This is a genomic window from Streptomyces sp. NPDC001843 (assembly GCF_042891955.1).
In the GTDB taxonomy this organism is placed as follows: Bacteria; Actinomycetota; Actinomycetes; order Streptomycetales; family Streptomycetaceae; genus Streptomyces.
The window spans coordinates 105,111-125,261 of the sequence record NZ_JBIATQ010000001.1; the positions used below are offsets into that span (position 1 = coordinate 105,111).

Genomic DNA, 20,151 nt, shown 5'->3' on the forward strand with positions numbered 1-20,151 from the left:
GGTCGCCCCCATGACTGATCACGCGCGTGACCTGGCTTCTGTGCACAAAGCGACTGAACGGCTCCTCAGCGCAGTGACCGCACTGGACAACGCGGCTGTGACCGAGCCGTCACGGCTGCCCGGCTGGACCCGCGGCCATGTCCTGGCCCATATCGCCCGCAACGCGGACGCGCTCGTGAACGTGCTCCACGGGCGACCGATGTACGCGTCCGCGGACACCCGGAACACCGAGATCGAGCGGGACGCCGCGCGCGCCCTGGACGTCCAGCTCGCCGACCTGAGCGAGAGCGCGGCCCGCTTCCAGGCGACGGGGGACGCGCCCGCGGACTGGTCGCGCACGGTGGAGTTGCGGGGCGGGGTCACCGACTCCGCGTCCCGCGTGCCCTTCCGGCGCTGGGCCGAGGTGGAGCTCCACCACGTCGATCTCGGGATCGGATACGAACTGGAGGACCTCCCGGAGGAGTTCGTCGAGCGGGAGATCGATTTTCTCGCCGAACGCTTCGGCGGGCACAAGGACGTCCCCTCGACCGGTCTGCGCAGCCACGACGGCCGGGCCTGGGCCACCGGGGGCGGCGCCGGGGGCGGCCCGATCGGCGTCGAGGGTTCGGCCGCGGACCTGCTGGGCTGGCTCGCCGGACGCCGCGACGGCTCGGGCCTCGCGGTGACGGGCGGCGCACTGCCTTCCCTGCCGCCGCTGTAGCGCTGAGCGGCCTCAGGACCGCTCCCCCGCCACGGAACGGATTAGGCTGATCACCATGACGTACAGCGGTGAGGTGACGGTCGGCGGCCCCGCCGACGTGCACGAGCTCAAGGACCTGATGATCACCAAGGTCGCGGTCGGGCCGATGAACAACAACGCCTATCTGCTGCGCTGCCGGGCCACGGACGAGCAGTTGCTGATCGACGCCGCCAACGAGGCGCACACACTGCTCGGCATGATCGGTGACGACGGGATCGCGTCCGTCGTCACCACCCATCAGCACGGTGACCACTGGCAGGCACTGGCCGAGGTCGTCGCGGCCACGGGAGCCCGTACGTACGCGGGCCGCGAGGACGCCCCCGGTATTCCGGTACCGACCGATGTCCTCGTCGACGACGGCGACACCGTCCGCGTGGGGCGCGTGGAGCTCACCGCGCGCCACCTGGTCGGGCACACGCCCGGCTCCATCGCCCTGGTCTACGACGACCCGCACGGCCACCCGCACGTCTTCACCGGCGACTGCCTCTTCCCGGGCGGGGTGGGGAACACACGGAAGGACCCGAAGGCGTTCGCCAGCCTGATCCACGACGTGGAGACGAAGATCTTCGACGTGCTGCCGGACGAGACCTGGGTCTACCCGGGCCACGGCAACGACACCACCCTGGGCGCCGAGCGGCCCCAACTGCCGCAGTGGCACGCGCGCGGGTGGTGAGAATTCCGTCCACCCGGCGCGCATGCCGCATGCGTGCAGCCTCGCGCATGCGTGCGCCCGCGCGTGTGCGGCCGAGCAGCCCGCGCAAGCCTCGTGCGCGCCCCGTGTGAACAGCGCACACGTGCTGACGGCGTGTGCGCGCTCCCCGGTCACGTGGTTGCGCGCTCAACTGGAAGCAGCCACGCGCGGGAAGACGGCACCCGCGCGGATCGGGCCGCCGGTCCACCCTTATCCCCGCCCTCGGCCGGCGGCCCGGGCAAGCCTCGCAGGAACTGTTCACAAGACCGCAACACCCGTTCCCACCATGCGAACACTTCCTGCCGTGACCTCGACAAACGGGACGCCCTGCTGTCACTCTCCCGCCATGCATCTCGCTCCTGGCGCACTGCGCCGCGCCGTCGTCGCCGCCACCACGGCCCTCCTCGCCACCGCTGTCGGCTGTGCCCCGCAGCCGGAGGAGAAGGCGGCCGCCGATCCGTCCGCTTCGGCCGCGAAGAGCTGCGCCAAGGGCAAGTTGGCCACGAAGACGTCCGGCAAGCTGACGATCGCCACCGACGAGCCGGCGTACGAGCCCTGGTTCAAGGACGACAAGCCCGCCAGCGGCAAGGGTTTCGAGTCGGCGGTGGCCTACGCCGTGGCGCAGCGGCTCGGTTACGGCAAGAGCGCCGTCGTCTGGCAGAGCGTCCCCTTCAACAAGGCGTTCGCGCCCGGTGTGAAGACCTTCGACTTCGACATCAACCAGGTGTCGATCAGTGCCGAGCGCAAGAAGGCCGTGGACTTCTCGTCCGGCTACTACGACGTCCGCCAGGCCGTCATCGCACTGAAGGGCAGCAAGGCCGCGAAGGCGACGGGCATCGCCGACCTCAAGGGCCTCAAGCTGGGCGCCCAGGTGGGCACGACCAGCCTCGACTACATCAGCGACGTGGTGAAGCCGTCGCAGGAGGCGGCCGCGTACTCCAAGAACGACCAGGCCGTCTCGGCGCTCAGGAACGGCCAGGTGGACGCGATCGTCACCGACCTGCCGACCGCCTTCTACGTCACCGCGGCCCAGGTGAAGAACGCCAGGATCGTCGGCCAGTTCGAGAACCAGGGCGGCACGCCGGAGCAGTTCGGGCTCGTCCTGGACAAGGGCAGCGCCCTCACCTCCTGCGTGACGTCGGCCGTGGACGCCCTGCGAGGCGACGGCACCCTGGCGAAGCTGGAGAAGCAGTGGCTGTCCGACGCCGTCGACGCCCCGGTGCTCAAGTGACGGTCACCAAGGAGGAGGCCGGGGAGGACTCCGGCGACGACGGCATGCCGGACCCGTACGTCCCGTCGCGGCGACGGCTGGAACGGGAGCGCCACAAGCGCACCCGAGCCCGCCGGGCGACCGCGATCGCAGCGCTGTCGACCCTGGTCACGGCCGTCGTCCTGTACGTGGTCGTGGTCAGCGCACCGGGCTGGCAGCGCACCAAGGAGACCTTCTTCGACGGGCACTACGCGCGCGAGGCCTTCCCCAAGGTTCTCGACGGCCTGTGGCTCAACGTCCGGCTGCTGCTGATCTGCGGCGTACTGGTGCTCGTCCTCGGCATGTTGATCGCCGTCGCGCGCACACTGCCGGGGCCCGTGTTCTTCCCCCTGCGGGTGCTGGCTGCGGCGTACACGGACTTCTTCCGCGGTCTGCCGCTGATCATCAACCTGATGATCGTGGTCTTCGGCGTACCCGCGCTGCGCCTCCAGGGCGTGACCGTCGATCCCGTGCTGCTGGGCGGTACGGCACTGACGCTGACGTACTCGGCGTACGTCGCCGAGGTGTTCCGCGCGGGCATCGAGTCCGTGCACCCCTCGCAGCGCGCCGCGGCCCGCTCGCTGGGTCTGACCAACCGGCAGGCGCTGCGGTACGTGGTGCTCCCCCAGGCCGTACGCCGTCAGGTGCCGCCTCTGCTGAACGACCTGGTGTCGCTGCAGAAGGACACCGGGCTCGTGTCGATCGGCGGCGCGATCGACGCCGTACGGGCGGCCGACATCATCGCCCAACGCAGCCTCAACTACACGCCGTACATCGTCGCCGGGCTGGTCTTCGTGGCGCTGACCATCCCGATGACCCGCTTCACGGACTGGGTGACGGCCAGGATGGACCGGCAGCGGGCCCAGGGAGGAACCGTATGAGCGACGCTCCGGTGCTGCGGATGGAGTCCGTCCGCAAGACCTTCGGCGGCTCGGTCGTGCTGCGCGACGTCGATCTGGAGGTCGCCCCGCACACGGTGACCGCGCTGATCGGTGCCTCCGGCTCCGGCAAGTCCACACTGCTGCGGTGCGCCAACCTGCTGGAGGAGATCGACGACGGCGCGATCTGGCTGGACGGCGAGGAGATCACCGACCCGCGGGCCGACCAGGACGCGGTCCGGCGCCGTATCGGCGTGGTCTTCCAGGCGTACAACCTCTTCCCGCACATGACCGTGCTGGAGAACGTCGTCCTCGCCCCGCGCCGGGTGCACGGCGTGCCCCGCGCGGAGGCCGAGGAGCGGGCCAGGGAACTGCTGGAGCGGCTCGGCCTGGGCGGGAGGGCGGACGCCTACCCGGACCGGCTGAGCGGCGGCCAGCAGCAGCGGGTTGCGATCGTGCGCGCGCTGGCGGTGCGTCCCCGACTGCTGCTGCTCGACGAGATCACCGCCGCTCTCGACCCGGAGCTCGTGGGTGAGGTACTCAGCGTGGTCCGCGATCTCAAGGACGACGGCATGACCATGGTGCTGGCGACGCATGAGATGGGCTTCGCCCGTGACGTCGCGGACCAGGTCTGTTTCCTGGACGGAGGGGTCGTGCTGGAGCGCGGCACCGCCGAGCAGGTCTTCGGTGACCCGCGGCAGGAACGCACCCGGCGCTTCCTGCGGCGGATCGTGGAGGCGGGCCGGCTGTGAAGGGGCGGGCGCGGTAAGGGGCGGTCGCAAGGGCATCGGGGCTTACGCCTCGGTGTGCGCCGCTCCGGCCAGCGCCGCGACCCGCTCCACGCCGAACACATAGCCCTGCACGCCGCATCCGGCGATGACACCGTCGGCGCGCAGGGAGACGTACGAGTGGTGCCGGAAGGACTCCCGCTTGTGGATGTTGGAGATGTGGACCTCCAGCACCGGCATGCCGTCACAGGTGTTGAGCGCGTCCAGGATCGCGACCGACGTGTGGGAATAGGCGCCGGGGTTGATCACGATCCCGCAGTGGTTCAGCCGCGCCTCGTGGATCCAGTCGACCAGCTCGCCCTCGTGGTTGGACTGCCGGAAGTCGATGGTGCCACCGTGCGCGGCCGCGGCCTTGGCGCAGAGGGCCTCGACGTCGGCGAGGGTGTCGGAGCCGTAGATCTCGGGCTGACGCTGGCCGAGCAGGTTCAGGTTGGGCCCGTTGAGGATCATGATCGGGGCGTTGGCCAGGGTGCGGGGCACGGTTCCTCCGGTCCGTTCGGGGTGGGCGGCCCGTGAGGACCGCTGCTCGGACCCGGTTTATCACGGTGAAGCGAGAGGGCCGAGGCCGTTACCCTCCCGGCATGACCACGCCCTCGTACCCTCCCAAGCCCTCGCCCGGCGACCGCATAGCCGTCGTCTCGCCCTCCGGCGGGCTGCCCGAACTCTTCCCGCGCCCCTACGAACTCGGGCTGGAGCGGCTGCGCCAGGACTACGGTCTCGAGCCGGTCGAGTACCCGACGACCCGGAAGATGGGCACGACGCCCCAGGAGCGGGCCGACGACATCCACGCGGCCTTCGCCGATCCGGACATCAAGGCGGTCATCGCGTCGATCGGCGGCGAGGACCAGATCACCGTGCTGCCGTTCCTGGACCGGGAGCTGCTGCGGGCCAACCCCAAGCCTTTCTTCGGCATGAGCGACAACACCAACCTGCTCGCGTTCCTGTACAACACCGGCATCGTCGGCTACCACGGCGCGACGGTGATGTGCGAGCTCGGCCGCCCCGGCGCGATGCACCCGCAGACCGCCGACTCCCTGCGGGCGGCGCTGTTCACCTCGGGCCCGTACGAGCTGCGGCCGGCCGAACGCTGGAACGACATCGACCGGGACTGGCGCGACCCGGCGACCTTCGAGTCGGAACCGGAGACCCGGCCCGGCACCGGATGGACCTGGCTGGGCGCCGACCGCGTGGTGGAGGGCCGCAGTTGGGGCGGCTGCCTGGAGATCCTGTCCTGGCTGCTGATGGCCGACCGCGAGATCGCGCGCGACCCGTCGGTTTACGACGGCGGCGTGCTGCTCCTCGAGACCTCGGAGGAGATGCCGAGCGCCACGGAGGTCTTCCGGATCCTGCGAAACATGGGCGAGCGCGGCCTGCTGCAGCGCTTCCCGGCACTGCTGATGGGCCGGGCCAAGACGTGGTCCTTCCAGCACCCCAACAGCCCGGATGAGGCGGCCCGGTACGCCGCGGAACAGCGCGAGGCCGTGCAGCGGGCGCTGCGTGCGTACGCCCCCGACACCTTGGCCGTCTTCGACGTGGACTTCGGCCACACAGGCCCCCAACTGGTCATTCCCTACGGTGGCACCGTCCGCATCGACGGCCCCTCGCGGCGCATCACGGTCACCTACTGACCCAGGACACGCCCCCGCGCGCCCCCGTAACCAGTGCTCACTGTGGGTAGTTGACGCAGCATGCACGACGTACGCACCGTAAGGGCGCCCTCCATGCCGCGGCTCGCGGCCGCCTCGCTCGCCGGGACCGCGATCGAGTTCTACGACTTCTTCGCCTACGGAACCGCGGCCGCCCTGGTCCTCGGGCCGCTGTTCTTCCCGACGTTCTCGCCGATGGCCGGGACCCTGGCGGCCTTCGGGACGTTCGGCGTGGGGTTCGTGGCCCGGCCGCTGGGTTCGGTGCTGTTCGGGCACATCGGGGACCGGCACGGACGCCGGCCGGTCCTCGTGGTGTCCCTGCTGCTGACCGGGGCCTCCACGGTCGCGGTCGGCTGCGTGCCGGCCTACGGCTCGATCGGCCTGGCCGCGCCGGTGCTGCTGCTTCTCCTGCGTTTCCTGCAGGGACTGGGGCTCGGCGGGGAGTGGGGCGGGGCGGTACTGCTGACCGCCGAACACGCGCCCGCCGGGCGGCGCGCTCTGTGGTCGAGCTTCCCGCAGGTGGGACCCGCTGTGGGTTTTCTGCTGGCCAACGGCGTGATGCTGGCACTGTCGGCGACGTTGTCCGACGCGCAGTTCGCCCAATGGGGGTGGCGCGTGCCGTTCTGGGCCGCCGGGGTGCTGGCCGCGGCCGGTCTGTGGCTGCGCTCCTCACTGGTCGAGAGCCCCCGGTTCCTGGAGATCGACGACCATGCGCGCATGCCGCTCGCCGAGGTCGTACGTCACCACTGGCGGCTGGTGCTGCTGACGGCGGGCGCACTCGCGGTCGGCTACGCGGTCTTCTACACGGTGACGACCTGGTCCCTGGCCTATGCGACGGAGAGGCTGGGAGTGAGCCGCACCGTCATGCTGACCTGCGTCATGGCCGCCGTGGTGGTGAAGGGGGCGCTGACGCCCCTGATGGCAGTTCTCGGCGACCGGTTCGGGCGGCGGCCGCTGTGCCTGGCGGGGTGCACGGCGACCGCGCTGTGGATGTTCCCGATGGTCGCGCTCCTGGCGTCCGGGGCGCCCTTGCTGATGTTCCTCGGCTTCCTCGGAGCGTTCATCGGGTTCGTCATGATGTTCGCGGTGATCGCCGCGTACCTCCCGGAGCTGTACGAACCCAGGGTGCGCTGTACCGGCGCCGCGGTGGGCTACAACCTCGGCGGGGTGCTCGGCGGCGCCCTGACGCCGATCGTCGCCACCGCGCTCGCCGAGCACTCGGGTCGCGTCCCGTGGGGTGTGGGCGCCTATCTGACCGGGATCGCGCTGTTCAGCCTCGCCTGCTTCGCGCTGCTGCCGGAGACGCGTCCGGTGCCGGTGGCCAGGGCGGTGGAACCGGCCACCGGCCGGCCGGCTACGGGTTGATCGCCAGCTCCAGATAGGCGGCGAACAGCACCAGGTGGACGCCTCCCTGCAGCGGCGTGGCCCGGCCCGGCACCACCGTCAGGGAACTGACCACCACCGTCAGGGCCAGCAGCAGCATATGGGTCGGGCCGAGGCCGAGGACGAGCGGGCCGGAGAGCCAGACGGAGGCGAGGGCCACTGCGGGGATGGTGAGGCCGATGCTGGCCATCGACGAGCCGTAGGCGAGGTTGAGGCTGGTCTGCACGCGGTCGCGGCGGGCCGAGCGGAGTGCGGCGATCGTTTCGGGCAGCAGCACGAGCAGGGCGATGATCACACCGACGACCGCCTGGTGCAGACCGGCGGCCGCCACACCGGACTCGATGGTGGGCGACACTCCCTTGGCCAGTCCGACCACACCGACCAGGGCCAGACCGAGCAGGGCCAGGCTGATCCACGCGGTACGGGCGGTCGGCGCGTCGGCGTGCTCGTCCGCCTCGATCACCCCGCCCTGCCGGGCTATCGGCAGGAAGTAGTCCCGGTGCCGCACGGTCTGGGTGGCGACGAACAGGCCGTACAGGACCAGCGAGGACAGTGCGGCGAAGGTCAGCTGCACGGCGGAGAACTCCGGACCGGGCTTGCTGGTGGTGAACGTCGGCAGCACGAGGCTGAGCGTGGCCAGGGTGGCCACGGTCGCGAGGGCGGCTCCGGTGCCCTCGGGGTTGAAGACCGCCGTGCCGTGCCGCAGCGAGGCGACCAGCAGGCAGAGGCCGACGATGCCATTGCAGGTGATCATCACAGCCGCGAAGACCGTGTCCCTGGCCAGCGTCGCGCTCTTGTCGCCTCCGTCGGCCATGAGGGTGACGACGAGAGCGACCTCGATGACCGTCACGGCCAGAGCGAGGATCAGGGAGCCGAAGGGCTCACCGACTCGATGGGCGACCACCTCGGCGTGGTGCACGGCGGCCAGCACGGCCCCGGCGAGGACCACGGTGACCAGGGCGACGACCGCGCCAGGCAGCTCCCTTCCCCAGGTCAGGACGAGGAGAACGACCGCGAGAACCGGCAGGAGGAACGTCCACTGAGTGGTGAGCGACCTGAGCCGAATGGTCATGCGGCGATCGTGGCAGCGGCGTACACGGTTCGCATTCCAGTCCTTTCACGCGGTACGACGCGGTCAGGCGTCGACGCTGTCCTTCGGGGCTCCCTCGCCGCCGGCCTCTGCCGTCTCCAGCGCCGCCTGCTTCCTGGAGGCCATCAGGCTGGTGATCGTGGTGACGACGAGGACCGCGCAGATCACACCGAGCGAGACCGGGATACTGATCTCCGGGACGTGCACCCCGGACTCGTGCAGCGCGTGGAGCACCAGCTTCACCCCGATGAAGCCGAGGATGATCGACAGGCCGTAGGAGAGGTGGACCAGCTTCTTCAGCAGGCCGCCGATGAGGAAGTACAGCTGACGCAGACCCATCAGCGCGAAGGCGTTGGCGGTGAAGACGATGTACGGATCCTGCGTCAGGCCGAAGATCGCGGGTATCGAGTCCAGCGCGAAGAGGACGTCCGTGGTGCCTATAGCGAGCATCACGACGAGCATCGGCGTCATGACGCGCTTGCCGTTCTGCCGGATCCACAGCTTGGTGCCGTGGTAGCGGTCGGCCACGCCGAACTTGCGCTCGGCCGCCTTGAGCAGCTTGTTCTCCTCGAACTCCTCGTCCTCCTCGTCGGCCCGGGCCTCCTGGATGAGCTTCCAGGCGGTCCAGATCAGGAAGGCGCCGAAAAGGTAGAAGACCCACGAGAAACTCGCGATGATCGCGGCTCCGGCGGCGATGAAGACGGCCCGCAGGACCAGGGCTATGAGCACCCCGACGAGCAGCACGCGCTGCTGGTACTGCGAGGGCACCGCGAACTTCGCCATGATCAGGACGAAGACGAAGAGGTTGTCGACGCTCAGTGACTTCTCGGTGATGAACCCGGCGAAGAACTCTCCGGCGGGCTGTCCGCCACCGAAGACGAGCAGGCCGAGGCCGAAGAGCCCGGCGAGGGCGATCCAGACGACGGTCCAGACGCCGGCTTCCTTGACGGACACGTCATGGGGTTTGCGACCGATGAAGAAGTCGACCGCGATGAGAGCGGCGAGGCCGACGATGGTCAGGGCCCACAGGGTTGCGGAAATTTCCACTGCGCCTCCGGCAGTTCGTAACGGCGAACAGTCAGCGTCATCGCTGCCGGAGGTCTCTTCCACCCGGGATGGGCCGACGCCCCGGGATCTCGTCCGATCCGTATTGACGGGTGCGCCGCAGTCAGGGAGTACTCCCCTCCGTGTCGACAACAGTACCCAATCACCAAGGAAAGGTAAAGCGATTGGTAAAGAAAAAACCAAACCGCCTGGTGGCGGGGCTTTACCTGTGCTTGGGCGATGCCTGAGCCACCTTGGCGAGCACGTGGTCGAGCACCTCGCTTCCGGGTGGCACCAGTGACGGCTCGTACGTCCAGGCATGGCCGACCCAGGGATCCGCGAGATGGTCGTCGGGCACGGGGGTGAGTCGCATGAGGGAATGCCACAGCGGGTCGAGCAAAGGGCCGTACGCCGCGGCGTCCTCCCGGTCGGCGACCATCAGCAGATGCACGCCCACGGCCGGTCCCTCGTCCGCGAGGTAGCGCAACTCCGTTACGGCCCGCTCGTCGAAGCCATGCGGGAAGTCGTTCACGACCAGCAGCTGCCGGGCCATGTCCAGATCGGGCGGCAGCGATTCGGCCGCACCGCCGCGCACCGCCATCTGGACGAGGTCGACGCGCCGGGTGAGGTTGCCCAGGACGTCCCTCACACCCGCGGCGCCGGCGGCGGACGGCCCGGCCAGCACTCCGCTGCGCACCAGCGGCATGAGCGCCCGGGCCGCCGAACCCGCCGGGTCGATCACCTGGACGCGGAACTCTCCCGCCGGGTGCACGGCGAGCATCCGGGTCGCGAGCGCCACCGCCGCCTCCGTGGCGAGGTGCCGCAGCCCGTCCGGCTCGGTGTCCCAGCCGTCGGGCGCCGTCTCACGACCGCTGTCGATCCACAGACCGCGCTCCAGCGGCAGCCGGACCAGCATCGGAATCCGCAGCGGGACGCTCTCCGGCAGGTGGAGCTCACCCAGGCGGACGGCCAGCGGGGGCTCCGTCGGCACCTGGTAGCCGTGCCACACCGGGTTGTCCCAGCCGGCGAAGGCCGGTGGGAGGGCGGGCTCCACGACCTGCGCCTCGGCGGTGAGCTGGGCGAGGTCGCGGTCGAGGACCGCCCGTGCCTGGTCGACGATCACTTCACGTTTGGCGCGGGCCGCCTCGCGAGCCGCGTCACCCGCGGAGCCGAGCCGGTTGCGCGGGTCGGACAGGGCCTGGTCGAGTTCCTTCTCCAGGCGCGAGTCGGCGAAGTCGACGGCGCTGCGGTAGGCGGCCGCGGTGCGGGCGAGGTCCTCGAACATGCCCCAGACCTGGTTGTACAGCCGCTCCTCCATGGACCAGCCGACCGCGTCACCGGCGACCGGCGCCACGGGCTCCCCCGCCGGGCCGGGAGGCGCCTCGGGTGCGGGGGGTGGCGCAGTGGTGTGACGGCGGGGATGGGTGTAGTCGACGGCGCTCCCGGAGGCCCCGGAGGGCTGGGAGGACTGGGAAACGGCGGACGGCGGCTGCCCGTCGGACGGGCTCGGGGTCCACAGCGGTCCCGCGTCGGGGGAACCGTGGGAAGCCGCGCCGGGCTGGTCGAGACCGGGGATGGGAGCCGGTATGGAACGGGCCAGACCCCGGGTGACCGCCTCCTGGATGCCGCCCGCGAGTTCGTCGGCCTGGGGCAGGCCCTGGTCGGTGAGGAGCGCGGCGAGGCCGCCCGCGTAACCCTGGCCGACGGCACGCACCTTCCAGGCGCCATGCCTGCGGTACAGCTCCACGGCGACGACGGCGGATTCCGCGTCGAGGCCGGTGATCGTGTAGCGCGCGACCTGGGTGCCGTCGAGACCGGTGACCGCGACGGAGGGGGCGGCGACGGCGCCGAAGCGGAGCGGCCCCCCGGTCCCCGATGGCAGGGCGAGCAGCACGTCGACGCGGTGCACCTGTTCCGGCACGGCGTCCAGGTCGACCGCGAGGCGGTGTTCGGCGGCCGCCTGACGGGAGACCTCCAGGCCCGGGAGGGTGGGGGCGCCCGGGTGCGCCACCCACTCGACGCCGCGCACCTTGCCGCTGTCGTCGCTGAGCGTGGCACCGGCCAGGACCGGCGCCCCGGCCGTGATCCGGATCTCCAGCCGGACCTGCGAGAGCGGGTGGTTCTGCCCCCGCACCAGCTCGGACGTCATCGCCTGTCCCCCCTGGTCTGTGTCGTGCGCCGGTGCCGGACCCGCCTACAGATGCGGCAGGATCGCCGGCATGAGGTCCTGGAAGGTACGGCCGTTGGACGGGGTGCCCAGGGCGGTCATCGTCCAGCCCGCACCCGACCGGTGCACCTTGGCCATGATCTGGGCGGTGTACGCGCCGCCGCCCGCCAGCGTGTAGCGGGCCAGTTCCTGGCCGTTGGTCTCGTCGACCAGGCGGCAGAACGCGTTCTGCACCTCCTGGAAGGTCTGCCCCGTGAAGGAGTTGACGGTGAAGACGATCTGGTCGATGTGGACCGGGACACGCTGCAGATCGACAAGGATGGCCTCGTCGTCGCCGCCCTGGCCCACGCCGCCGACGAGGTTGTCCCCCGTGTGCCGCACGGACCCGTCGTCGCTGACCAGGTGACGGAAGAAGACCACGTCGACCGGCTGCTTGTCGGCGAAGAGCACCGCGGAGGCGTCCAGGTCGATCTCACGGGTGCGCGAGCCGAACAGACCACGACGGGGAGCCGCCTGCCAGCCGAGACCCATGCGAACCGCGGTCAGGCTGCCCCCGTCCTTCTTCTCCAGGCTGATGGCCTGACCCTTGGTCATGTTGACGGTCACGGCGGTTTCCCCTTTCGGATTTCCCCTGTTGCCGCGGAGTGCGCGGTTGACCATGACCCTACGCAGGGGCGTCGAGGGTGCCGACCCCCGGCCCGCGCTTTGTGTCGGTGTTGCAACACTCCGCACTCCACGCGGATGCCGGGGCCCGTCGCGGGCGGCTCAGGCCAGGCCCGCTTCCCTCATCTGACGCAGCTCCTTCTTCATCTCGGCGACCTCGTCGCGCAACCGGGCCGCGATCTCGAACTGCAGGTCCGCGGCGGCCGCACGCATGCGCTCGGTCATCTCCTCGATCTGCTCGGCGAGCTCGGTCGCGGGGCGGTCCGTGGGCACCGTCGCCTTGCCCTTGGCGGACTTGGCCGCCTTCGTGGCCTTCGCGCCCTTGGCCGCCGAGTCGCCGAGTGACGACACCGGGGCCTTGGCACCCTTGCCGTCCTTCAGCTTGCGATAGCCCGAGCCGAGCAGCTGTTCGGTGTCGATGTCCTCGCGGGCGATCTGGGCGACGATGTCGTTGATCTTCTTGCGCAGCGGCTGCGGGTCGATGCCGTTCGCCTTGTTGTAGGCGATCTGCTTCTCTCGGCGGCGGTTGGTCTCGTCGATGGCCCGCTCCATCGCCGGAGTGATCTTGTCGGCGTACATGTGAACCTGGCCGGAGACGTTGCGCGCGGCGCGGCCGATGGTCTGGATCAGCGAGGTGCCGGAGCGCAGGAATCCTTCCTTGTCGGCGTCGAGGATCGCCACCAGGGACACCTCCGGCAGGTCGAGTCCCTCGCGGAGGAGGTTGATGCCGACCAGGACGTCGAACTCGCCGGAACGCAGCTCACGCAGCAGTTCGACGCGGCGCAGGGTGTCGACGTCGCTGTGCAGATAGCGCACCTGGATGCCCAGTTCCACGAAGTAGTCCGTGAGGTCCTCGGCCATCTTCTTGGTGAGCGTGGTGACCAGGACGCGCTCGTCCTTCTCGGTGCGCTCCCGGATCTCGTGCACCAGGTCGTCGATCTGCCCCTCGGTGGGCTTGACGACGACCTCCGGGTCGACCAGGCCGGTCGGGCGGATGATCTGCTCGACGACGCCGTCGGAGCGCGACATCTCGTAGGCGCCCGGGGTGGCCGACAGGTAGACGGTCTGGTCGATGCGCTCCTGGAACTCCTCCCACTTCAGGGGGCGGTTGTCCAGGGCGGAGGGCAGCCGGAAGCCGTGCTCCACGAGGGTGCGCTTGCGAGAGGCGTCGCCCTCGTACATGGCGCCGATCTGCGGGACGGTGACGTGCGACTCGTCGATGACGAGCAGGAAGTCCTCCGGGAAGTAGTCCAGCAGGGTGTTGGGCGGGGAGCCGGGCGAGCGGCCGTCGAAGTGCATCGAGTAGTTCTCGACACCGGAGCAGCTACCGATCTGGCGGAGCATCTCGATGTCGTACGTCGTACGCATCCTCAGGCGCTGCGCCTCCAGGAGCTTGCCCTGCTTCTCCAGCTCGGCCAGTCGCTCCCCCAGCTCCTTCTCGATGTCGTTGACGGCCCGCTCCAGGCGCTCGGGGCCGGCGACGTAGTGGGAGGCCGGGAAGACGTACAGCTGCCGGTCGTCGCTGATGATCTCGCCGGTGATCGGGTGCAGCGTGGACAGCGCCTCGATCTCGTCGCCGAACATCTCGATGCGGACGGCCAGCTCCTCGTACACCGGGAAGATCTCGATGGTGTCGCCGCGGACCCGGAAGGTGCCGCGGGTGAACGCCATGTCGTTGCGGGTGTACTGGATGTCCACGAAGCGGCGCAGCAACTCGTCCCGGTCGATCTCGTCACCGACCCGGAGCGGGACCATCCGGTCCACGTACTCCTGCGGAGTTCCGAGGCCGTAGATGCAGGAGACCGAGGCGACCACGACGACGTCGCGGCGGGTGAGCAGCGAGTTGGTCGCCGAGTGGCGCAGCCGCTCGACCTCCTCGTTGATCGAGGAGTCCTTCTCGATGTACGTGTCGGACTGCGGTACGTACGCCTCGGGCTGGTAGTAGTCGTAGTACGAGACGAAGTACTCGACGGCGTTGTTCGGGAGCAGCTCACGGAACTCGTTGGCCAGCTGCGCGGCCAGCGTCTTGTTCGGCGCCATCACGAGCGTGGGGCGCTGGAGCTTCTCGATCATCCACGCGGTGGTGGCGGACTTGCCGGTGCCGGTAGCGCCGAGCAGTACGACGTCCTTCTCACCGGCCTCGATGCGTCTGGCCAGCTCGGCGATCGCCGTCGGCTGGTCGCCGCTGGGCTGGTAGGGGCTGACGACCTCGAAGGGCGCCACCGTGCGTTCGATGTGGGAAACGGGCCGCATGGAATCAACCGTACGACCCCGCACTGACAACGGGGCCTGATCAGCGGTTCTGCGGGGTGCGGAAGGCTCGGTCCCCCTGCGACCGGGCCGACTCCAGAGGCGGGCGGCGGCCGGGGTGGGCCATGACGCCGGCCGGGACGCCCGGTTTGCGGTCGACGCGCGTCACTTCGGGCTTGCCCATGACCACCAGCGGGTCGAACATCACCACGACGCCGGCGAGGAGGAGGAAGGCGAGGGGGCCGATCAGCATGGGCGCGAGCAGGGAGGCGGGCGAGTCACCCGCAGGCGTCCCGGATGTGCCGTGCAGGTGGACGCTGAGGGCGGCCATGCCGGTGAAGTGCATGCCGCTCACGGCGAGCCCCATGACGAGGCTCGCGCCCACGCTCCACAGGAAGCCCCGCACCTGTCCGGCCGCCCACAGGGCCGCGGTGGCGGCCACGACCGCTATCACCACCGAGGCGGCGACGGTGAACGTGTTGTACTCGAGCGTGCCGTTCAAACGCATCCCGGCCATACCGAGGTAGTGCATGGACGCGACACCCAGACCGGTGATCGTGCCACCGGTGAACAGGGCCGTGCCGGTGGCGCCGCGGTAGCCGACGATGAAGATCCCGACGCCGACCATGACGATGGCGAGGCCGAGGCTCGCGAACGTCGTCGACTTGTCGTAGTGGACCGGCGTCTCCTTGACGGTGAAGCCCATCATGGCGACGAAGTGCATGGTCCATATACCGGAGCCGATCGCGGCCGAGCCGAGGGCGAGCCAGGCGGGGCGCCAGGAGTGCGCCACCAGCATGGACCGCGTGGTGCAGCGCAGACCGAGGGCCCCGCCCAGGCAGGCCATCAGATAGGCCACCAACGGGGTGACGACCCCGTAGCTGAAACCGTCGACCGTGCCTTGCATGCGCGGCTGCCCTTCCGCCTCTTGCGTCCCGGAATCTGTGACAAGCGCCCCCGCCCCCTGGACCGCTCCGGCGGTCAGGTGTGTCGCAGAGAGTATGACCCGCACCGGAATGGTCGAACGATTTTCCGGCAAAGAAACACAGCCTTGCCCCACTTGTGCCGTACCAGTGAGCGGACTTGGGCAACTCCGTTCAATCTGTGGGCATCGCGCAACCCGACACTGTTTACTCTGTGCTGTCAGGCTGATGCTGTCCGTGCTCACGGGCATCCGCTCGACGCGAGGAGTACGCATGCACGCGCGCGAAGCCGCCGCCACGACCACCGCACTCCTGGTGGCGGTCGCCCTGCTGACCCCCGTCTCCCATGCCCGGTCCGACGATGTCGGCGGGCATCCTGGGATCATCTCCCACCGGGGCGCCTCCGCCTACGCGCCGGAGAACACTCTGCCCGCCATCGACAAGGCGGCCGCCCTCGGCTTCTCCTGGGTCGAGAACGACGTCCAGCGCACCAGGGACGGCCGGCTCGTCGTCATCCACGACGACAGCCTCGCGCGCACCACGAACGTGGAGGACGTCTTCCCCGGCCGGGCGCCGTGGAAGGTGAAGGACTTCACGGCCGCCGAGATCGCCCGCCTGGACGCGGGCAGCTGGTTCGGCCCCGCGTACGCGGGCACGCGCGTGCCGACGCTGCAGCAGTACATGCGCCGGGTGGAGCACAACCACCAGAAACTGCTCCTGGAGATCAAGAACCCCGAGCTGTACCCGGGGATCGAACGGCAGACCCTGAAGCTCCTCAGCAACGAGGGCTGGCTGGACCAGCGGCATCTGGGACGGCTGATCGTGCAGAGCTTCAGCGCGGCCAGTCTGCGGATCGTCCACGACCTGAAACCCGGCCTGACGACCGGCTTCCTCGGCAGGCCGGAGGTGGGCGGACTGCGTGAGTACGCCGGTTTCACCGACCTGATCAACCCCTCGTACGGGTCGATCGACAGCGGCTACGTCGCCGCCGTGCACGCGTTCCAAGGCCCGCACTGCAGGCGCTTGGGTGTGTTCGCCTGGACCGTCGACGACGCGGCCACGGCCCGGACCATGGCCCGCTACGGCGTCGACGGCCTGATCACGAACAAGCCCGATGTCGTGCGGGCGGCGCTGAACGGCTCCTGAGCGGCTGCCGGGCCGGGGGCGTTGTCAGTGGCGGGTCGTACGGTGAGGCGTATGGACAGCCATGGGCGGTACGAGCAGCAGGTCGTGTGGGCAGTCGTCGGCACCGACATCGGCCCGTTGCTGCTGGCGGCGACCTGCGAGGGCCTGGTCAACGTGGTGTTCCACGCCACCGACGCGGTGCGCGACCGGGCACTGGAACGGCTGGCGGGCAGGCTGGGCACCGAGCCCGTGGAAGCCCCCGGCTCGCCCCTGCTGGCGGAGTCGATACGCCAGGTGCGGGCGTACTTCGCGGGTGAGCGGCACGACTTCGAGCTGCCGTTGGACTGGTCGCTGATATCCGGCTTCAACCGGCAGGTGCTGCGCGAGCTGGCCGCCGTGCCCTACGGCACCGTCGTGGGGTACGGCGACCTGGCCGGACGGGTGGGCCAGCCGGGCGCGGCGCAGGCGGTGGGGGCGGCGATGGGCGCCAATCCGCTGCCGGTCGTCGTGCCGTGCCACCGGGTCGTCGCGAGCGACGGCGGGATCGGCGGGTTCGGGGGCGGTCTGGAGACCAAGCGGAAGCTGCTCGCCCTGGAGGGTGTCCTGCCCGAGCCGCTGTTCTGACCGGAAGTCGCCGCCACGGGCGGCAGGCGTTTATCCGGGTGCGGCGCTCGCCAGAGATGAGGAAGGACGTACTGACAGGAGGCAGGCGCGTGGTGCTGGTGGTGTCCGAGGAAGTACGTGAGGCGATCGACGCGCGCCGCCCCGTGGTGGCGCTGGAGTCCACGATCATCGCGCACGGGCTGCCCCGCCCGCGCAATCTGCAGGTGGCCCGGGAGCTGGAGGCAGCCGTACGGCAGGAGGGCGCCGTACCCGCGACGATCGCCGTCCTGGACGGACGGCCCCACGTGGGCCTCGACAAGGAGCAGCTGGAACGGGTCGCGAACGAGGACGGGATCCGCAAGCTGGGCCACCGTGACCTGCCGCTCGCGGTGGCGGCCGGGGCGAGCGGGGCGACCACGGTGTCGGCGACCGCGCTGCTCGCGGCGCTGGCGGGCGTCCGGGTGTTCGCGACGGGCGGGCTGGGCGGTGTCCACCGGGAGTGGACGGTGACGCAGGACGAGTCCGCGGACCTCGGGCTGTTGGCGCGGACGCGGATCACCGTGGTGTGCGCGGGGGTGAAGTCGATCCTGGACGTGCCCGCCACCCTGCAGCGCCTGGAGACCCTGGGCGTGGCCGTCGCCGGATACGGCACCGAGAGCTTCCCCGGCTTCTACCTGTCGGACTCCGGGCACCCCGTCGACTGGACTCTGGACACCCCGGAGCAGGTCGCTGAGGTCATGCGGGCGCAGGACGGTCTCGGGGTGCCGGACTCGGCGCTCATCGTGGCCAATCCCGTCCCGGAGGGGGAGCAGCTCGATCCGGGGCTGCACTCGCGCGTACTCGGCGACGCGCTGCGGGCGTGCGAGGAGGAGGGCGTCACCGGTCAGGCGGTCACCCCCTTCCTGCTCGACTACCTGGTCCGGCACACGGACGGGGCGTCGCTGAGCGCCAACCTCGCGGCGGTGCGCGGCAACGTCCGTCTGGCGGCGCGGATCGCGGCGGCGTGGACGCGGGGGTGACGGCGGACGGCGACGGGGCTCTGCTGGTGGTGGGGGACGTCGTCACGGACGTCGTCGCCCGGCACCGGGGGCCGCTCGCGGCGGGCACGGACACGGCGGCCGTGATCCGGACGCTGCCGGGCGGGGCGGGCGCCAATGTGGCCTGCTGGGCCGCCCACACGGGCTGTGCGGACGTACGGCTGCTGGGGCGGGTGGGTGAGGACACGGTTGCCTGGCACGAGCGGGAGCTGGTCGCGGCGGGGGTGCGGCCGCGGCTCGTCGTCGATCGGGAGGCGGCCACCGGGACGGTGGTCTGCCTGGTGGACACGGGGGCGTCGGCCGAGCGTACGTTCCTCACGGACAGCGGCGCGTCGTTGCGGCTGGAGCCGGCCGACTGGTCCGACGCGTTGCTGGAGGGGGTCGCCCGGCTGCATCTGTCGGGCTACCTGTTGTTCTCCGAGCCGAGCCGGGCGCTGGCGGCGGTGGCCCTGGAGGCGGCGCGTGCGCGTGGAGTGCCGGTAAGTCTGGACCCTGCCTCGGCGGGCTTCCTCAGGCGGCTGGGGGTGGCCCGGTTCCTGGCCCTCGCCGAGCAGGTGGACGTGCTGCTGCCCAGCCGGGACGAGGCGGCCCTGCTGACGGGTTTGCCGGATCCGGTGGACGCGGCGGCGAAGCTGAGCCGTCATGTCCCGCTGGTGGTGGCCAAGGCGGGCGCGGACGGTGCGCTGGTGGCCCGGTCCGGCACAGTGCTCGCACGCGTCCCGGCCGTGCCGGCGACGCCGAGGGACACCACGGGGGCCGGGGACGCCTTCACCGGCGCCTTCCTCGCCTCGCTCCTCGCGGGCGCGGCGCCCGAGGAGGCGGCGGTCGCGGGCTGCCGGGCGGGGGCGCGGGCGGTGGAACGGGTGGGCGGCAGACCGCCCACCCACGGCTGACGCACCCGACCGGCGTCCCGGCCCGAGCTGTGCCCCGGCGCGTCGGTCTACTCCTTGCGCCCCCACGCCGAGATCATCGGTGCCGTGGCGAGGTCCATGGTGCCGGAGGCGACGTTGGACAGATGCCGGTCGATGTCCTCGTCGGTGGCCAGGCCAGCGGCCACCAGCTGTCCGCGTATCTGACGGACGGTGGCGGACTCCAGGGCGGTGCAGGCGGGTGAGGCGAGGGGGAAGCGAGCGTCGGCCTGCACGTCGCGCAACCCGGCCTCGCGGAGCAGCCGGGGCAGTTTGCGGCCGTACGACAGGTCGACGCCACGGTCGGCCAGCAGCTTGCGGAAGCCGTGCCGCAGCCGGTTGGCGTGCTCCTGCTCGGGGCCGTACTCGTCGGGGCAGGGCAGGGGCTGCAGGGCCGCATCGGCGTCCTCGACCAAGAGCCGGCCGCCGGGCCGCAGCGCGCTGACCATGGACCGCAGCGCCCTCTCCCGGTCCCGCACGTGGACGAGGACGAGCCGGGCGTGCACCAGGTCGAACCCCTCCCCCGGCGGCTCCTCCGCGCCGACGTCGTGGACGCGTACCTCCACCGGCGGGCGGGCGACCACGGCGACCCGCGAGACGTCGATGTCGGTGGCGACCACCTTGCCCGTCGGGCCGACCTTCTCTGCCAGCCAGGACACCACGGAGGTGCCGCCGGCCCCCACCTCCCAGCAGCGCAGGCCGGGGCCGATGCCAAGGGCCTCCAGGTGGCGGAAGGTGGTGGGGTCGAAGAGGGCGGTGAAGGCGTCGAAACGCTCCCCCGCTTCTTCCTGCCGGTTGTCGAGGAGGTACTCGTCGGATCGCGTCATGCCGCGATCATCCAACGTTTTGTCCACAGCCGGGAACAAAGCGGAAGCAGCCGTTTCCACAGGCTTGCCCGCAGATCACGCGGGGCTGGCAGACTGGCCCGGCAAGGCGCGGCGGCGATGCGCGAGGAGATCCACGCGAG

19 protein-coding genes are annotated in these 20,151 nt (G+C 70.7%); 11 read left to right on the forward strand and 8 right to left on the reverse strand.

Annotated elements, in window-relative coordinates:
- Positions 1 to 10: 10 nt before the first annotated feature.
- The 5 genes from ACFYZQ_RS00455 to ACFYZQ_RS00475 all read left to right on the forward strand — a co-directional run bounded on the left by ACFYZQ_RS00455 (position 11) and on the right by ACFYZQ_RS00475 (position 4,309).
- The gene (locus ACFYZQ_RS00455; protein ID WP_389140014.1) at positions 11 to 700 is read left to right on the forward strand and encodes a maleylpyruvate isomerase family mycothiol-dependent enzyme; all 690 of its coding nucleotides are present in this window, start codon (positions 11 to 13) and stop codon (positions 698 to 700) included.
- Between the two features lie 55 nt (positions 701 to 755).
- Positions 756 to 1,412 (forward strand): MBL fold metallo-hydrolase, encoded by a 657-nt coding sequence (locus ACFYZQ_RS00460; protein WP_388788962.1) that lies wholly within the window; start codon positions 756 to 758, stop codon positions 1,410 to 1,412.
- Between the two features lie 364 nt (positions 1,413 to 1,776).
- The gene (locus tag ACFYZQ_RS00465) at positions 1,777 to 2,661 is read left to right on the forward strand and encodes an ABC transporter substrate-binding protein (protein ID WP_389140016.1); all 885 of its coding nucleotides are present in this window, start codon (positions 1,777 to 1,779) and stop codon (positions 2,659 to 2,661) included.
- A complete protein-coding gene (locus ACFYZQ_RS00470) occupies positions 2,658 to 3,560 on the forward strand; it encodes an amino acid ABC transporter permease (protein ID WP_389140018.1) in 903 nt (300 codons plus the stop codon). Before ACFYZQ_RS00465 ends, ACFYZQ_RS00470 begins: the two co-directional genes overlap by 4 nt.
- Positions 3,557 to 4,309, forward strand: a complete 753-nt coding sequence (locus ACFYZQ_RS00475) for an amino acid ABC transporter ATP-binding protein (protein ID WP_389140020.1) — start codon at positions 3,557 to 3,559, stop codon at positions 4,307 to 4,309. Before ACFYZQ_RS00470 ends, ACFYZQ_RS00475 begins: the two co-directional genes overlap by 4 nt.
- A 42-nt stretch (positions 4,310 to 4,351) precedes the next feature.
- Here ACFYZQ_RS00475 and aroQ read toward each other — a convergent pair whose 3' ends face one another.
- Complete coding sequence (gene aroQ, locus ACFYZQ_RS00480) at positions 4,352 to 4,825, reverse strand: type II 3-dehydroquinate dehydratase (RefSeq protein ID WP_389140022.1); 474 nt, start codon at positions 4,823 to 4,825, stop codon at positions 4,352 to 4,354.
- 101 nt (positions 4,826 to 4,926) lie between these two features.
- Here aroQ and ACFYZQ_RS00485 point away from each other — a divergent pair, with 101 nt between their 5' ends.
- Positions 4,927 to 5,973 (forward strand): S66 peptidase family protein, encoded by a 1,047-nt coding sequence (locus tag ACFYZQ_RS00485; protein ID WP_389140025.1) that lies wholly within the window; start codon positions 4,927 to 4,929, stop codon positions 5,971 to 5,973.
- A gap of 93 nt (positions 5,974 to 6,066) precedes the next feature.
- A complete protein-coding gene (locus ACFYZQ_RS00490; RefSeq protein WP_389141821.1) occupies positions 6,067 to 7,356 on the forward strand; it encodes an MFS transporter in 1,290 nt (429 codons plus the stop codon).
- Here the strand turns inward: ACFYZQ_RS00490 and ACFYZQ_RS00495 are convergent.
- The 6 genes from ACFYZQ_RS00495 to ACFYZQ_RS00520 all read right to left on the reverse strand — a co-directional run bounded on the left by ACFYZQ_RS00495 (position 7,346) and on the right by ACFYZQ_RS00520 (position 15,495).
- Entirely contained in the window at positions 7,346 to 8,446 is a 1,101-nt protein-coding gene (locus tag ACFYZQ_RS00495) for a calcium:proton antiporter (RefSeq protein ID WP_389140027.1), read from the reverse strand. The genes ACFYZQ_RS00490 and ACFYZQ_RS00495 overlap by 11 nt on opposite strands.
- A gap of 63 nt (positions 8,447 to 8,509) precedes the next feature.
- Positions 8,510 to 9,511: a TerC/Alx family metal homeostasis membrane protein gene (locus ACFYZQ_RS00500; RefSeq protein ID WP_389140030.1), complete on the reverse strand. Its 1,002-nt coding sequence runs from the start codon at positions 9,509 to 9,511 to the stop codon at positions 8,510 to 8,512.
- A 220-nt stretch (positions 9,512 to 9,731) separates the two neighbouring features.
- Positions 9,732 to 11,657: a TerD family protein gene (locus ACFYZQ_RS00505; RefSeq protein WP_389140033.1), complete on the reverse strand. Its 1,926-nt coding sequence runs from the start codon at positions 11,655 to 11,657 to the stop codon at positions 9,732 to 9,734.
- A 45-nt stretch (positions 11,658 to 11,702) separates the two neighbouring features.
- Entirely contained in the window at positions 11,703 to 12,281 is a 579-nt protein-coding gene (locus ACFYZQ_RS00510) for a TerD family protein (protein WP_388788945.1), read from the reverse strand.
- 159 nt (positions 12,282 to 12,440) lie between these two features.
- On the reverse strand, positions 12,441 to 14,591 hold the full coding sequence (uvrB, locus tag ACFYZQ_RS00515; protein ID WP_389140035.1) for an excinuclease ABC subunit UvrB: 2,151 nt from the start codon (positions 14,589 to 14,591) through the stop codon (positions 12,441 to 12,443).
- Positions 14,592 to 14,631: 40 nt separating this feature from the next.
- Entirely contained in the window at positions 14,632 to 15,495 is an 864-nt protein-coding gene (locus ACFYZQ_RS00520) for an MHYT domain-containing protein (protein WP_389140038.1), read from the reverse strand.
- A gap of 289 nt (positions 15,496 to 15,784) precedes the next feature.
- On the opposite strand from ACFYZQ_RS00520, the gene ACFYZQ_RS00525 reads away from it, so the two are divergent.
- The 4 genes from ACFYZQ_RS00525 to ACFYZQ_RS00540 all read left to right on the forward strand — a co-directional run bounded on the left by ACFYZQ_RS00525 (position 15,785) and on the right by ACFYZQ_RS00540 (position 19,169).
- Positions 15,785 to 16,657, forward strand: a complete 873-nt coding sequence (locus ACFYZQ_RS00525; RefSeq protein WP_389140041.1) for a glycerophosphodiester phosphodiesterase — start codon at positions 15,785 to 15,787, stop codon at positions 16,655 to 16,657.
- Positions 16,658 to 16,708: 51 nt separating this feature from the next.
- Positions 16,709 to 17,260 carry a methylated-DNA--[protein]-cysteine S-methyltransferase gene (locus ACFYZQ_RS00530; RefSeq protein WP_389140043.1) on the forward strand — a complete coding sequence of 184 codons (552 nt, stop codon included), beginning with the start codon at positions 16,709 to 16,711 and terminating at the stop codon, positions 17,258 to 17,260.
- An 89-nt stretch (positions 17,261 to 17,349) separates the two neighbouring features.
- Positions 17,350 to 18,258: a pseudouridine-5'-phosphate glycosidase gene (locus ACFYZQ_RS00535; RefSeq protein WP_389140046.1), complete on the forward strand. Its 909-nt coding sequence runs from the start codon at positions 17,350 to 17,352 to the stop codon at positions 18,256 to 18,258.
- Complete coding sequence (locus ACFYZQ_RS00540) at positions 18,243 to 19,169, forward strand: carbohydrate kinase family protein (protein WP_389140049.1); 927 nt, start codon at positions 18,243 to 18,245, stop codon at positions 19,167 to 19,169. Before ACFYZQ_RS00535 ends, ACFYZQ_RS00540 begins: the two co-directional genes overlap by 16 nt.
- Positions 19,170 to 19,216: 47 nt before the next feature.
- Here ACFYZQ_RS00540 and ACFYZQ_RS00545 read toward each other — a convergent pair whose 3' ends face one another.
- The gene (locus ACFYZQ_RS00545; RefSeq protein ID WP_389140051.1) at positions 19,217 to 20,011 is read right to left on the reverse strand and encodes a methyltransferase domain-containing protein; all 795 of its coding nucleotides are present in this window, start codon (positions 20,009 to 20,011) and stop codon (positions 19,217 to 19,219) included.
- Positions 20,012 to 20,151 lie beyond the last annotated feature (140 nt).

Coding starts and splice junctions, on each gene's coding strand:
- ACFYZQ_RS00455 (WP_389140014.1), top strand. CDS start 11: ATGACTGATCACGCGCGTGACCTGGCTTCTGTGCACAAAGCGACTGAA.
- ACFYZQ_RS00460 (WP_388788962.1), top strand. CDS start 756: ATGACGTACAGCGGTGAGGTGACGGTCGGCGGCCCCGCCGACGTGCAC.
- ACFYZQ_RS00465 (WP_389140016.1), top strand. CDS start 1,777: ATGCATCTCGCTCCTGGCGCACTGCGCCGCGCCGTCGTCGCCGCCACC.
- ACFYZQ_RS00475 (WP_389140020.1), top strand. CDS start 3,557: ATGAGCGACGCTCCGGTGCTGCGGATGGAGTCCGTCCGCAAGACCTTC.
- ACFYZQ_RS00485 (WP_389140025.1), top strand. CDS start 4,927: ATGACCACGCCCTCGTACCCTCCCAAGCCCTCGCCCGGCGACCGCATA.
- ACFYZQ_RS00490 (WP_389141821.1), top strand. CDS start 6,067: ATGCCGCGGCTCGCGGCCGCCTCGCTCGCCGGGACCGCGATCGAGTTC.
- ACFYZQ_RS00495 (WP_389140027.1), bottom strand. CDS start 8,446: ATGACCATTCGGCTCAGGTCGCTCACCACTCAGTGGACGTTCCTCCTG.
- ACFYZQ_RS00505 (WP_389140033.1), bottom strand. CDS start 11,657: ATGACGTCCGAGCTGGTGCGGGGGCAGAACCACCCGCTCTCGCAGGTC.
- uvrB (WP_389140035.1), bottom strand. CDS start 14,591: ATGCGGCCCGTTTCCCACATCGAACGCACGGTGGCGCCCTTCGAGGTC.
- ACFYZQ_RS00520 (WP_389140038.1), bottom strand. CDS start 15,495: ATGCAAGGCACGGTCGACGGTTTCAGCTACGGGGTCGTCACCCCGTTG.
- ACFYZQ_RS00525 (WP_389140041.1), top strand. CDS start 15,785: ATGCACGCGCGCGAAGCCGCCGCCACGACCACCGCACTCCTGGTGGCG.
- ACFYZQ_RS00530 (WP_389140043.1), top strand. CDS start 16,709: ATGGACAGCCATGGGCGGTACGAGCAGCAGGTCGTGTGGGCAGTCGTC.
- ACFYZQ_RS00545 (WP_389140051.1), bottom strand. CDS start 20,011: ATGACGCGATCCGACGAGTACCTCCTCGACAACCGGCAGGAAGAAGCG.